The 12,551-nt window shown below is 65.7% G+C and carries 13 protein-coding genes; 5 read left to right on the top strand and 8 right to left on the bottom strand.

Translation table 11 applies throughout. The features are described 5' to 3' along the window. Positions 1 to 11 precede the first annotated feature (11 nt). Entirely contained in the window at positions 12 to 755 is a 744-nt protein-coding gene (locus BN972_RS17060) for a DJ-1/PfpI family protein (RefSeq protein ID WP_036360076.1), read from the top strand. On the opposite strand, the gene BN972_RS17065 is transcribed toward BN972_RS17060, so the two are convergent. Continuing rightward, positions 752 to 1,228 carry a nuclear transport factor 2 family protein gene (locus tag BN972_RS17065; protein WP_036360077.1) on the bottom strand — a complete coding sequence of 159 codons (477 nt, stop codon included), beginning with the start codon at positions 1,226 to 1,228 and terminating at the stop codon, positions 752 to 754. The genes BN972_RS17060 and BN972_RS17065 overlap by 4 nt on opposite strands. A 19-nt stretch (positions 1,229 to 1,247) precedes the next feature. On the opposite strand from BN972_RS17065, the gene BN972_RS17070 reads away from it, so the two are divergent. Then, positions 1,248 to 2,015, top strand: a complete 768-nt coding sequence (locus tag BN972_RS17070) for an SDR family oxidoreductase (RefSeq protein ID WP_036360079.1) — start codon at positions 1,248 to 1,250, stop codon at positions 2,013 to 2,015. Next, entirely contained in the window at positions 1,996 to 2,424 is a 429-nt protein-coding gene (locus BN972_RS17075) for a hypothetical protein (RefSeq protein ID WP_036360081.1), read from the top strand. The genes BN972_RS17070 and BN972_RS17075 overlap by 20 nt, the downstream gene beginning before the upstream one ends. Here the strand turns inward: BN972_RS17075 and BN972_RS17080 are convergent. The 4 genes from BN972_RS17080 to BN972_RS17095 all read right to left on the bottom strand — a co-directional run bounded on the left by BN972_RS17080 (position 2,418) and on the right by BN972_RS17095 (position 7,610). Beyond that, positions 2,418 to 3,185, bottom strand: coding sequence for a YqjF family protein (locus BN972_RS17080; protein ID WP_036360082.1), 768 nt, complete (start codon positions 3,183 to 3,185; stop codon positions 2,418 to 2,420). The two genes, BN972_RS17075 and BN972_RS17080, sit on opposite strands and share 7 nt — an antisense overlap. Further along, positions 3,185 to 5,014, bottom strand: a complete 1,830-nt coding sequence (locus BN972_RS17085) for a fatty acyl-AMP ligase (protein ID WP_036360084.1) — start codon at positions 5,012 to 5,014, stop codon at positions 3,185 to 3,187. The genes BN972_RS17080 and BN972_RS17085 overlap by 1 nt, the downstream gene beginning before the upstream one ends. Positions 5,015 to 5,166: 152 nt before the next feature. Next, a complete protein-coding gene (gene lipD, locus BN972_RS17090; protein ID WP_036360086.1) occupies positions 5,167 to 6,444 on the bottom strand; it encodes a lipase LipD in 1,278 nt (425 codons plus the stop codon). A 68-nt stretch (positions 6,445 to 6,512) separates the two neighbouring features. Then, entirely contained in the window at positions 6,513 to 7,610 is a 1,098-nt protein-coding gene (locus BN972_RS17095; protein WP_036360088.1) for a serine hydrolase domain-containing protein, read from the bottom strand. Positions 7,611 to 7,778: 168 nt separating this feature from the next. On the opposite strand from BN972_RS17095, the gene BN972_RS17100 reads away from it, so the two are divergent. Continuing rightward, positions 7,779 to 8,246 carry an SRPBCC family protein gene (locus tag BN972_RS17100; RefSeq protein WP_036360090.1) on the top strand — a complete coding sequence of 156 codons (468 nt, stop codon included), beginning with the start codon at positions 7,779 to 7,781 and terminating at the stop codon, positions 8,244 to 8,246. Positions 8,247 to 8,249: 3 nt separating this feature from the next. On the opposite strand, the gene BN972_RS17105 is transcribed toward BN972_RS17100, so the two are convergent. The 3 genes from BN972_RS17105 to BN972_RS29610 form a co-directional block, all read right to left on the bottom strand. Continuing rightward, positions 8,250 to 8,537, bottom strand: a complete 288-nt coding sequence (locus BN972_RS17105; RefSeq protein ID WP_142277108.1) for a hypothetical protein — start codon at positions 8,535 to 8,537, stop codon at positions 8,250 to 8,252. Between the two features lie 65 nt (positions 8,538 to 8,602). After that, entirely contained in the window at positions 8,603 to 9,766 is a 1,164-nt protein-coding gene (locus tag BN972_RS17110; protein ID WP_036360094.1) for an LLM class flavin-dependent oxidoreductase, read from the bottom strand. A 106-nt stretch (positions 9,767 to 9,872) separates the two neighbouring features. Continuing rightward, positions 9,873 to 10,295, bottom strand: a complete 423-nt coding sequence (locus BN972_RS29610; protein WP_036361143.1) for a hypothetical protein — start codon at positions 10,293 to 10,295, stop codon at positions 9,873 to 9,875. Positions 10,296 to 11,007: 712 nt separating this feature from the next. On the opposite strand from BN972_RS29610, the gene BN972_RS17125 reads away from it, so the two are divergent. Beyond that, positions 11,008 to 12,551, top strand: a 1,544-nt coding sequence (locus BN972_RS17125; RefSeq protein WP_036361144.1) for a PPE family protein, incomplete at its 3' end; no start/stop codon positions are given.

Here is a 12,551-nt window from a genome sequence, read left to right on the forward strand (position 1 = left end):
GGAGCACACCGATGACTCAGATCGCCTTCGTGGCCTACCCGGGGTTCACCGCCCTGGACATGATCGGCCCCTACGAGGTGTTGCGCCAATTGCCGGACACCGACGTGCGGTTCGTCTGGCACGAACCCGGCCCGATCACCGCCGACTCCGGGGTGCTGGTGCTCGGCGCGACCCACTCCCTGGCCGAAACGCCTTCGCCCGACGTGGTTCTGGTGCCGGGTGGCCCGTCGACTCCGGTGCACGCCCGCGACGAGAAACTGCTCGATTGGCTGCGTCAGGTCCATCAGACCGGGGCGTGGACCACCTCGGTGTGTTCGGGATCGGTGATCCTGGCTGCGGCCGGGTTGCTGCAAGACAAGCGGGCTACCTCGCACTGGGTCGCGCTGCCGGTGCTCAAGACGTTCGGCGTCATCCCGGTGGATGATGAGCGAATTGTGCACGAGGGCAAGGTCATCACCAGTGCCGGGGTTTCGGCGGGCATCGACCTCGGGCTATGGCTCGCGGGACAGATCGGCGGCCCAAGCCGCGCCAAAGCGATCCAGCTGGCCATCGAATACGACCCGCAGCCACCGTTCGACTCCGGCCACAAGTCCAAGGCATCGGTGAGCACCAAGGCCGCCGCCACCGCGTTGCTGTCCAAGGACAGCCTGAAGCCGGCCAACCTCAAGGCCGCCACGCTGCTGGCCTGGGACCAGGCCATTTCGGCGGTTCGGTCCCGCCGGCGTAAGCGGCAGCCGGTGGGTACTGGGGTTTAAGCCTTCGGCGCGGGGATCGCATCGGTGGCAAGCTTGCCGCCCGCGCGCATCCATTCCGCGACCACCCGCGGCGCATCGCGATTCGGGTTGTAGATGTCCTCTTCACTGGAAAACAATCCGTCGCCTGCGTAGACGAGCCGGGTCCAGTTCGGGAACCAGAAAGGCTCGCCGTTCGGATCGGTCGGATGGTCGAGAAGGTTCTTGATCATGATGACGACGGCATCGTTGTCCTCGTCATAGGCGATCCACTCCGACGGAAACCGCATGTGCGGAAACGGCGCCATGACGTCGACGATCCACTCGCGCACCGCCTCACGGCCGTGGAAGACCCCGTAGTGGTGTTCGGTGTAGACGACGTCTTCGGTGAAAAGGTCCGCGAAGGGGCGCCAGTCCCCGGACGCTGAACACCCCGCGGCGACTTCGGTGTAGTGGTTGACGGCTTCTTCGATCTCTATTTTGGCGAACTTGCCCATACCGGACACACTAGAGCGTATGAGCGTCTTGGACCTGTTCGACCTGCGCGGCAAGAAGGCCCTGGTGACGGGTGCGTCCAGCGGTATCGGCAAGAAGGTGGCTCTGGCTTACGTCCAGGCCGGTGCCGAAGTCGCAATTGCAGCAAGGCATTTGGACGCCCTGGAGGAGTTGGCCGACGAGATCGCGGCGGCCGGCGGGCGGGCGGTGCCCATCGCCTGTGATGTCACCCGAGAAGATCAGGTGAGCGCCATGATCGATGCGGTCACCGCCGAGCTGGGTGGCATTGACATTGCCGTGTGCAATGCCGGCATCGTGTCGGTGACGCCGATGCTGGACATGTCGCTCGAGGAGTTCGAGCGGATCCAGAGCACGAATGTGACCGGTGTCTTCCTGACCGCACAGGCCGCGGCCCGGGCGATGGTGCGCCAGGGACGGGGCGGGTCGATCATCACCACCGCCTCGATGTCGGGCCACATCATCAACATTCCGCAGCAGGTGGGCCACTACTGCACCTCCAAGGCGGCGGTCATTCACCTGACCAAGGCGATGGCGGTGGAGTTCGCCCAGTACGACATCCGGGTCAACGCCGTCAGTCCCGGCTACATCATGACCGAACTCGTCGAACCGCTGGCGGAGTACCACCGGCAGTGGGAGCCGAAGATCCCGATGGGACGGATCGGCCGGCCCGAGGAACTCACCGGCCTCTACCTCTACCTGGCCAGCGCGGCTTCGAGCTACATGACCGGCTCCGACGTGGTGATCGACGGTGGCTACACCTGCCCCTGAGTTCGCCGAGTTCCCCTGCGCCGTCTGCGGCGAGCGGGCCGGCAGCGTCCGGTTCGTCACCCCCGCAGACGCGGTGGCCGACGACACCCGCCCGGCGCTGCAGGCGCTGGTCGAACTCGACGTGCTGGAACGGCCCGGGCGCCAAGCTGCGCTATTGGTGGACACGTTCTTCGGCGCCACCACGCACCCCGTCTCCAGCGAGAGCGTGGAATGGATGGGGTACGCGATCGCGGACGCCGACGCCGCCGCCCTCTACCGAATGGGCTACGCCTACGCGCCCTTCCACTGTCCCGACTGCCCGGCGTGCTATTGCGGGGAGCACTGGGATTGGCGGGAGTTCGACGACGACCCGTTCAGCGGCATCGAAGGCAACTGCCCCCGTGGGCATTTCCGCGTGCTGTCCTACTGAACCAGGCAGGGCCGGCCGAAAAGCGTTCGTACGCCGGCGGAATACACTGCCCGCAGTCGATCACCGCACGGCGTGACACCCGCCGCGGCGATGAGTTCGCAGTCCAGTTCCACCACCTTGGCCGCGCGCAGCGGCCAGGCGTCGTGTTCGTTGGGGACCCACCACGTGCGGCCTGCCTTGCGGGTGTGGGCACCCCAGCGGGCGGTGAGCCACACCTCCAGCGGCGTCGGCTCGATCACCTCACCGACGTCGACAGTCACCAGGTTGCGCAGGCCGCGTCGCGGCCAGCGTCGCACGCTGCGGTAGGTGATTCGGTTGCCCGAGCGGGTCATTCGCATCTTCGCCCAGGTGTACGGGATGCCCAAACCGATCCGGGTGACGGGCACGACGGCCAGTCGGGCGGTCTCCAGCGACCGGAACAGCACCCCGTGCCGGCCGGCGTCGTCGATCGAATAAAGCCGGATATTCGTCTCGAGGAACCGGCCGAGGTACGGAACCGGTACCCCCGTGCCGAGTTTCGTGCCGGTCATGGCGAATGGGACCAACCCGACATAGGTGGTGCCGTCGGCGAAGACGTCGGGACGCGTCCCGGGCGGGTAGAGATGCGTCACGCTCTCGGGGGTGACCGGCCAGTGCACGAAGGTCAGATCGGACCAACGCTGGTCGGAGGTGACCGGGCGGGACAGGGGCGGCGGGATGACCGGGTATCCCGCCAGTTCGGGAGCCCGGCCGGGTTCCGCAGCGGCCGGGATGTCGTTCATCAGAGGCTGCCGTCGAGGTAGGCGGACCGGCAGGCGACGCGCGCCAGTTTGCCGCTGGTGGTGCGTGGGATCGCGCCCGCGGGCAAAAAGCGCACGTCGGCGACGGACAACCCGTGCCGTGCCTGCACGGCGGCCCGGATCGCCTCGACAGCGGGTTGCGGGTCGGCGCGGCTGGTGCCCGTCGCGCGCTCGGCGATGATCACCAGGCCGTGACCGTCAGCCTCCGGCACGGCGAACGCCGTCACGTAACCCTTCCGCACCATCGGCGAGGCCGCCGCGACGGTGGCCTCGATGTCCTGCGGATAGTGATTCTGCCCGTCGATTGTCACCAGATCGGCGATGCGGCCGACTACATAGATCTCCCCATCGAGATACACCGCCAAATCGCCTGTGCGCAGCCAGTTCCCATCGATCTGGGCGCCGCCGGCATGGCTGCGGTTCGGCAGCACCGGGCCTAGCTTGGCGCCAAAGGTCGCGCGGGTCTGTTCGGGCCGGCCCCAGTACCCGCGCCCGACGTTGTCGCCCTGCAGCCATGGTTCGCCAACCCGGCCGTCCGGCAACTCGGCACCGGTGTCGGGATCGACGATCACCGCCCACAGGCTTCGTGCCGGCTGACCGCACGAGACGTGGACCATGGCCTTGGGATCGTCCGCGGCGACCCGGACTGCCTCGCCCGCTCCGAGCCGCTCCCGGTCCAGATACACCACGGACGTCTGGGCGTCGTGGTCGATCGTGGCGATCATCAGGGTCGCCTCGGCGATGCCGTAGGAGGGTTTGAACGCCGTGCGCGGTAAGCCGAAGGGCGCGAACGCATTGTTGAACGCGTCGACCGCGTCGATGCTGACCGGCTCCGAACCGATGATCAGTACGACATTGCTCAGATCGATGTCGTCGCCGTCGGCGGGGCGTCCCCGCTGCGCCGCCCACTCGTAGGCGAAGTTCGGCGCCGCGGTCACCACCTGGCCGGTGCGCGATCCGTCTGAGAGCGCCTGGATCCAGCGCTGCGGCCTTCGCACAAACGCGGTAGGCGACATGAGCGTGGTATGTCCGCCGTAGACCGTGGGAAAGCCGATCATCGATAGGCCCATGTCGTGGTAGAGCGGTAACCAGCTGACGCCGTGCGTGTTTCGGTTCAGCAGGTCGATCGACAGGATCATCTGGGCCAGGTTGGTGGCGACCGCTCGATGGGTGATCTCGACGCCGATCGGCGGGCGGGTCGCTCCCGAGGTGTACTGCAGATATGACACGGCGTCCATATCTAGATGGACGGGGACGAACGACTCCTGCGCCGAGTCGGGTATCTCGTCGATGACGAGCACCTCCGGCTTGGGCAGCTCGACAAGCGTGGCCAGGAAGTCTTCGATACCGGGCCGGGCCGCGGCGGTGGTCAGCACGACAGACGGCCGCGAATCCCGCAGCGCCGTTTGCAGCCGTTCGGCATGGCCGGGGAGTTCGGGGGCGAACAGCGGCACCGCCACGGATCCGGCTTTGATCGCGGCGTAGTAACCGGCCACCCAGTCGATACTCTGCGGCGCCAGGATGGCCACCCGGTCACCGGGACCGGCCAGCTGCTGGATCCGGGCGCTGATGGCGCGTAGCCGGACCCCGAACCGGTCCCAGGTCACTTCGAGGGCGCGTCCCTCCCCCGAGCCGGTGTAGTCGAGGAAGCGATACGCGATCTCCTCGCCGACGTACTTGATGTTGCGATCGATCAACGAGATCAGCGTCGTTTCCGGTGGCAACGCGATGTTGCCGTCGGCGTCCAGACAGTCCTCGATCTGCAGCAGGCCTTCGCGCACTGCCTGCCCGGACCGGGCGCCGCCATTCATGACCGCAGTCTATAAACCCGGTCGCGGCTCGCCGGGTACGCGCTGGTGTGGTTCTGGTTACCTGGCGCTGCCTCGGCGAAGGTGCGCGCAATGCCAGCCGCGCGGGCGTGTCGCCGTCCAGCTGCGCACGCTCGCGCAGCTGCCGGGGCGCCTTACTCCCCCGCGGCCGGCTCCTGCTCGTCCGGATCGTAGAACGGCGCACCGAAGTGTGGTACCTCCAGCGGCCCGTCAATGCGTGCCGAGTTGACGGAGTTGGTCAGCAGCGGGGCCAGACCGGCGAATGACCCGACGTCGAACAGCAGCAGTGTCAACAGCCGGTTGTGCACATACCCGAACGAGCTGCCAGATTCCGGATCGGCCCAACCGACGGTGCCACCGAGGCCGATGTGGCCGTAGCCCTCTAAAAAGCCTGGCAACGGCGATGATTGGTAACCCTGGTGGTAGGTGAACGGCAGGCCGAGATTCAGATCCGGCCACAGCTCGGCTTTGCCCTTCATACTGGCCACCGCTTCCGACGACAGCAGCCTCGTGTCGTCGATCACCCCGTCGTTGGCCAGCACCGCGTACGTCTTGGCCAGCGCACGCGCGGTCACCACGCCGTTGACCGCCGGCAGCTCACCGTCGAGGAACGGCATGTCATCCTGCAGCATCCCCATGATTCCCGGGAAATAGATGGATCCGAGCAGCCCGGAGAACGACAGGCCCGCCACCTTCGGCGCGATGAAGTCCAACAGCGGGGTTGGGATCTTCGCCTGAGGCAACAGCGTCTGCGCGGCCTTGGTGGGTGAATCGGCCGGCGGGCGCCCCAGGTGCAGACCGTCGGTGTTCAGCGGGCGCGCGAGTTCCTCACGGAACAGTTCTCGCATCCCTTTGCCCGTCACCGCGCGGGCCAGACCGGACAGCAACCAGCCGTAGGTGATTGCGTGGTAGGCCATCTTGCCGTGCGCGTGGTCCACCGGGGCTGCGGCCAGGCGTTCCTCCATGCGGAGGTGGTCCATGATGGTGTCTTTGTCGACACCCTTGAGGTGAGACAGTCCCGCGCGATGCCGCAACACGTCGCTCACGGTGATCTCGTCCTTGCCGTTGGCGCCGAACTCGGGCCAGTACGTGGCGACCGGCTCGTCGTAGGCAAGCAGACCGCGATCGACGAGCAGATGAATGATGGTGGCCGCCAAGCCTTTTGTTGCGGAAAACACCATGGCACCGGTGTCGGCGGTCCAGGGCACGTCGCCCTTGCGGTCGGAGTACCCCGTCCATACATCGACGACTTGTCGGCCGTCGATGAAGACCGACAGCGCTCCCCCGCCGAACATGCGGCCGGGGTACAGCCCGGCGAATGCGCGGATCACATTCAAGAAGCGTGAGTCGCAGGCTCCCTGCACTCCGGAAGGAAGCCCATTGTCGGTGGTGAGAACGGACGGTTGCGCCATACCGTGAATGATTACAGCTCCCCCGGCGGCGCGGGCATAGGAATGCGCTATTTGTTTGCCGGCGTCGCCTACATCCAGATGTGGCCCAGCGCGTCGGCCAGCGCATCGGGGTCCTGGTTGTCGACGTTGCAACTGATCGCGACCGCGGTGCGTCGGTCGCTGCTGATGCGGAACGCACTGACGAACCCCGCCCATCCGCCGTCGTGGTCGAGCATGCCGTTGGCGAGCGAGAAGATGCCGGCGCCATAGCGGTCGCCGCCACCGGGTTCGGTTTGCACCGCTCCCGCCAGCTGCGCATCCAGGAGCTGGGGTCCACCCACCTTGCCGGTGCGGTAATTGTCAGCCCAGCGCACCAATTCTGAAGGGCTGGTCTGAATGCCGCCGTCGCCGACCTGCTCCCACTTCGCGTCGGCCACCCGGCCGTCACCGGTGTAGGACAGCGCCTTGTTCGGGATGCTTGCGACGGGGTCCATCACCATGGTTAGGCCCAGCGGCTCGAAGACCTGGCTGCGCAGGTAGTCGGGCAGCGATTGCCCAGACACCCGGTGCACGATCTCACCGAGCAGCAAATAGTTCGAGTTGGAGTACTGGTAGCGGGCGCCGGGCTTGAACACCAATTCCGGCGCGCCGACCAAGGCCTGTAACGCCTGGGCTTGCGTGGTGCGGTCGGCATAGCTGAAGCCTTGTTCCTGCAGCAGTCCGATGTAGTCGGGAATCCCGCTGGTGTGGTGCATCATCTGCGCGAGCGTGACGCCGGCTGCCCACGGGGGCATCTCTGGCATGTATTGGGCCAGTGAGTCGTTGAGGATGAGCTTGCCGGTATCGGCCAGTAACAGGATCGCTGTCGCGGTGAACTGCTTGGACACCGAGGCGATGTCGAAGACGGTGTCCGCGGTGATCGCGGCGCCGATCGCCAGGTTTGCCAATCCGGCCACGCCGGTCCAGGCGACCTTGCCCTCGACGCCGATGGCCGCCGAGCAGCCCGGCCCGTCGGCCTTGACCGCGGAGTCCAGCACGTTCTGACTGCCGCTCGCCTTCGCCGTCGACGTTGTCGCGCTGGTGGCCGGTGCGGAGCTGTGCGCGCCGTGCGGGTCGGTGCACGCCGCCAACAGGAGCGCGGCAGCCAGCGCAGATATTGTGCGGGCGCCCGCTGACGGTGAATTCAATTGTCTGCTCGAACCTGTCCTTCTGCTGGCCGGTCATGACGGTGCGAGAAAGACTACGCGGTGCCGGGCGGCGTGCGGTGGTGCGCCACACCGCGTCTGCTCGCGCAACGACCGGGGCACGGTAGGGTACGCGGCAATAACTGGGGCAGTCGTCACTTGGGAGTAGCCATGTCGGGTCGGAAATTCTCGTTCGGAGTCAACAAGACCACCAGCGCGCCTCCCGCGACGGTGTTCCGCCTGGTTACCGACGGGGGAAACTGGTCGGCCTGGGCCAAGCCGATCGTCGTCTCGTCCAGCTGGACGCGCCAAGGTGACCCGGCGCCGGGTGGCGTCGGGGCAATTCGCAAGCTGGGGATGTGGCCGGTGTTCGTACAGGAGGAAACCATCGAGTACGAGCAGGACCGCCGGCACGTGTACAAGCTCGTCGGCCCGCGCACACCCGTCAACGACTACATCGCCGAAGTGGTGCTGACGCCGACGCCGTCGGGCGGTACCGAGATCAGCTGGAGCGGGTCCTTCGTGGAGAAGGCCCGCGGCACGGGCCCGGCGGCGCGTGCCGCGATGGGCGGGGCGGTCAAATTCTTCGCCGGCAAGCTGGTGCAGGCGGCCGAACGCGAAGCGGGCACCGCCCGGTAACGACTACGGGTCGTTGGCCTGCTGCTCGACCTGCTGGCCCTGTTGCTCGGCCTGCTGTGCCTGTTGCTCAGCCATTTCGTTCTGCTCTTCGGCCTGTTGCTGCGCCTGCTCCATCTGCTGCTGAGCTTGCAACTGCTGCTGCAGAGTTTGGTCGTCGTCGTCTGCCAGGTGAACCGAGGCGGGACCCAGGGCTTGCGGGACAACGTCGTGACCGAGAACGAGTAACGCCATGGCGGCGACGGCGAAACCCATTCGGGCGAATCGGGATTGCGGGGTGGCGGTAGTGGTCATCCTTCAGGTTTGCGCCCAGCCGCTAGCCGCCCGCTGAGCACAAGTTAGCGGTCAGCTGTGAATGCCTATTTCGATTCGACCTCGTGCTGATACTTCTTGGTCATGTGCTCGATGGCCTGCAACTGGGTAGCGGCCAGGTCCTCACGCATGTGGCCGGCGCGCGCGGCCGCATCGAGAGTCGGTTGCGCCTGACCCTGGAAATGCGGAATGACTTCGGCGGCGAACAATTCGGCGGACCGCTTGGTAGCCGCGGGATTGGCCCACTCGTGGCCCATCTGCAGCATGCACCCGAAACCGCCGGATTGGTCCCACAACCGCTGCACCTGTTCGCGGGCGCGTTCGGGCGTGCCGATCACGCCCGCACCGTTCTCGTTGATGATGTCGATCATCTCGTCGACCTGATCGCCCGGCATTGTCATCTGCGGGAAGGCGGCGACCTTCTGGAAGTAGCGGAACCACGATTCGATGCCGAATTTCACGTCGGCACGGGCCTGCTCGTCCGTCTCGGCGATATGCATCGGCCCGACCAGGCTCCAGTTGCTGCGGTCGACCTGGGTGCCGAAGGCCGCCGCGCGCTCCTCGACGATGCCCCAGTGGTAGGCGAGCGCGTCGAAGCCCTCGACCACCAGGGTCGCTCCGATGGACAGCAACCCGATGCCGTGCTTGCCGGCCAGCCGAGCGCCCGTCGGCGAGGCGACCGCGGCGACCGACAGCGGAATGCCACCGTCGGAATAGGGGGCGAGTTGCAGCTTGGCGTCGAACAACTGGTGGGTGGCGGTCTTCGCCGACACGGTCTCGCCGGCCAGCAGCCGGACGACGATGTCGAGGTTGGTTTCAAGAAGCTCGCGGGTGTCCGTAGGAGTCAGCCCGATCATCGCTGAGTCGGTGGGCAGGGAACCGGGTCCCACCCCGCCGATGATGCGACCGTGGGTGAGGTGGTCCAAGAGCATCAACCGGTCCGCGACCCACAGCGGGTTGTGGTAGGACAGCGAAATCACTCCGGTACCGAATCGAATTCGCTTCGCGCGCTGCGCGGCGGCGGCAATGAAGACCTCGGGCGAGCTGATGATTTCGCTGCCGGCGGAGTGGTGCTCGCCGATCCAAGCCTCGTCGAAGCCGAGGGCATCGAGATGCTCGACGAACTCCAGATCGCGCTGGAGTGCGAGCGTGGGATTGGTGCCGGCCCGGTGAAACGGGGCGATGAAATATCCGAACCTGAGCTTCGCCATGTCGGGCTCCCTTGCGATCGGTGCTGACCGAACACTAACCCCACGGAAAAGCAGACAAGGACCGGGTCAGCCCCGGTCCTTGTCCGATGTCAGTAATGTCTGCCGATCACGGGATGCTGCCGCAGATGTTGCCGACGCAGCCGCTGCCACCACCCGGGCCCCCGCCGCCGCCGCCGACGCCGGGAATGGTGCCACCTCCGCCGCCCGGTCCGCCACCGCCGGTGGGTCCGCCGGGCACGCCGCCACCGCCACCGCCGGGACCACCGCCACCAGTGGGTCCGCCGGGCACGCCGCCGCCTCCGCCGCCGGGTCCACCGCCGCCGGTGGGTCCGGCCGGTGCTCCGCCCGGTTGGGTTTCCGAGGGCACTGCGCCGCTGGGCAGCGTCGTGGACACCGATGTGGGCGTTGTCGATGAAGGGGTGGTGCTACTGCTGGGCGACTTATCGCCGCCGCCACCGCAGGCGACCGTGAGGCAAAGCATCGCGCCACCACCCAAAACCGCGAAAGCGGTCCTAGCTTCAGTTCTCATCTCACCAATCTCCACTCTCGTCACCAAGATGCGTCTCAACGATGCGGGGTCGCATACCCCCATCTCTGGGCGTGGAAACTCGAGTGGTTGTGCGTGCCTGAGCGTCGGATTGCATTAGGGATTTCCCAGCCGGTTCCGGTCTCCCGGTGCGCTTCTGGCGAATGACGGCTTCGTCTCGCGGCCACATCGGGTAGCGAACGCGAACACAATGCTCGTTTGGCATCGCACCTGACGCGTGGGAGGTAGGCTCCGACGGGGGCGTCGGGATCCTTTTGCTGAAAATGCCGTCATTTTCCATAAATTGTCGTCAATACTTTTATTGAATTTGCGGCGACCAGCCTTATATTCACCTGCGGTGAAATGGTCTCGTCGAGATCATCACCCTGCCTGTAGTCCTCTCACGCGCACGCCAAAACATCTGTGCGGAAACGGAGTTGGTCTTGGCACTCCTCTGAGTCTTGACAGCGAGCATGGAATCCATGCCCGAGGTGTGCGCTGTAAAGTAAATGTGCAGAGCTTGTGTGCTGAATAACGTTAAGATAACGGTTAGATATTTGTCGTATAACAACGGCTTATCGATGCATAGCTGTCGCGTAGCTTCTTCGGCGTAGCTTTCGTCGCTACCAAAGCACCCTGGCAGGCGACCCCGGTTCGGGGCCGAGTGCGTCGCCCGCCAGATGGCAATCACCCGTGCCCCCAGAGAGGTCGACACATGAGCTTTTTCGTGCTGCCCCCAGAGATCAACTCAGCCCTGATCAATGCCGGCGCCGGTTCCGAACCGATTCTGGCCGCGGCCGCGGCATGGAAATCCTTGGCCGAGGAATTGTCTTCTGCGGCCGATTCTTTCGGCTCGGTGACAGCCGGATTGATCAACGGAGCGTGGCAGGGTGCTGCTGCAGCAGCGATGACGACGGCCGCCGCGCCCTACGCCGGCTGGCTCAGCGCGGCCGCGGCCCAGGCCGGGCAGTCGGCGGTGCAGGCCAGTGCCCTGGCGTCCGAATTCGACGCCGTTCGGCTCGCCATGGTGCCCAACGCCCTGGTGGCGGCCAACCGCAACGAGTTCGTGTCCCTGGTGCTTTCGAACATCTTCGGCCAGAACGCCCCGGCCATCGCCACAGCGGAGGCGCTGTACGAAGAGATGTGGGCCGCCGACGTCGCCGCCATGTCTGCCTATCATGCCGGGGCGGCGGCGATTGCATCCGCACTGGCGCCCTTCGCCCAACCGCTTCAAGCCCTTGCCGGCGGGCTCGCCGGCGGTCTTCCCGCCGCCGAAGCGACGTCGGTGATCACGCCGGACCGCGCCTTCGTTATCAATCTGGGGATCGGCAATGTCGGTGGCGGCAACACCGGCTTTGGCAACCTCGGCGACCTGAACATCGGGTTGGGCAACTCAGGTAGCTCTAATCTCGGTGCGGCAAACCTGGGCTCGAGCAACTTCGGCTTGGGCAACTTGGGTAGCAACAACTTCGGCTTCGGGAACATCGGTATCGGCAACTTCGGATTCGGAAATTCCGGATCCGGCAACATCGGCATCGGTCTGACCGGCAACGGCCAGATCGGCATCGGCGGATTGAACTCGGGCACCGGCAATTTCGGGTTGTTCAACTCCGGCAACGGCAACATCGGCTTCTTCAACTCAGGCAGCGGCAACTTCGGGATCGGCAACTCCGGCAACTTCAACACCGGCTTGTGGAGTTCAGGTTCGGGCAACACCGGCTTCCTCAACGTGGGGTCCTTCAACACCGGCTTGTTCAATGTCGGCGACGCCAATACCGGCAACTTCAACGTCGGCAACTTCAACATGGGTGACTTCAATCCCGGCTGGTCGAACACCGGTAGTTTCAACGGCGGCAACGCCAACACCGGCTTCCTGAACTTCGGCAATGTCAACACCGGGATCCTGAACTTCGGCGATATGAACAACGGCCTGTTCAATACCGGCCAGGCCAGCAACGGCGTCTTCTACCGGGGCGTGAACCAGGGCAGTGTGCACTTCCTGATCACGACGCCCGACATCACGCTTCCGCCGCTGGAGATCCCCGGCATCGCGATTCCCGCGTTCGACTTGCCGGCCTTGAGCATCCCCAGAATCGACGTGCCGCCGATCTCGATCCCGGCCGGGACGTTGCTGGGCGCGTCCTTCCTGCCGACTTTGAGCATTCCGGCGATTGACATCCCGTCGGTCAGCATCCCGGCGGGGACAGCGCTGGGCGCGTTCAATTTCCCGAGGCTCAGCATCCCAGGGATTGATATCCC

Source organism: Mycobacterium asiaticum DSM 44297 (assembly GCF_000613245.1).
Lineage (GTDB): Bacteria > Actinomycetota > Actinomycetes > Mycobacteriales > Mycobacteriaceae > Mycobacterium > Mycobacterium asiaticum.

What these genes read in the sequence shown, in the direction of transcription:
- BN972_RS17080 (WP_036360082.1), bottom strand. Translation starts at nt 3,185, where the DNA reads ATGAACGACATCCCGGCCGCTGCGGAACCCGGCCGGGCTCCCGAACTG.
- BN972_RS29610 (WP_036361143.1), bottom strand. Translation starts at nt 10,295, where the DNA reads ATGAGAACTGAAGCTAGGACCGCTTTCGCGGTTTTGGGTGGTGGCGCG.
- BN972_RS17100 (WP_036360090.1), top strand. Translation starts at nt 7,779, where the DNA reads ATGTCGGGTCGGAAATTCTCGTTCGGAGTCAACAAGACCACCAGCGCG.
- BN972_RS17085 (WP_036360084.1), bottom strand. Translation starts at nt 5,014, where the DNA reads ATGAATGGCGGCGCCCGGTCCGGGCAGGCAGTGCGCGAAGGCCTGCTG.
- BN972_RS17065 (WP_036360077.1), bottom strand. Translation starts at nt 1,228, where the DNA reads ATGGGCAAGTTCGCCAAAATAGAGATCGAAGAAGCCGTCAACCACTAC.
- BN972_RS17060 (WP_036360076.1), top strand. Translation starts at nt 12, where the DNA reads ATGACTCAGATCGCCTTCGTGGCCTACCCGGGGTTCACCGCCCTGGAC.
- BN972_RS17110 (WP_036360094.1), bottom strand. Translation starts at nt 9,766, where the DNA reads ATGGCGAAGCTCAGGTTCGGATATTTCATCGCCCCGTTTCACCGGGCC.
- lipD (WP_036360086.1), bottom strand. Translation starts at nt 6,444, where the DNA reads ATGGCGCAACCGTCCGTTCTCACCACCGACAATGGGCTTCCTTCCGGA.
- BN972_RS17070 (WP_036360079.1), top strand. Translation starts at nt 1,248, where the DNA reads ATGAGCGTCTTGGACCTGTTCGACCTGCGCGGCAAGAAGGCCCTGGTG.
- BN972_RS17105 (WP_142277108.1), bottom strand. Translation starts at nt 8,537, where the DNA reads ATGACCACTACCGCCACCCCGCAATCCCGATTCGCCCGAATGGGTTTC.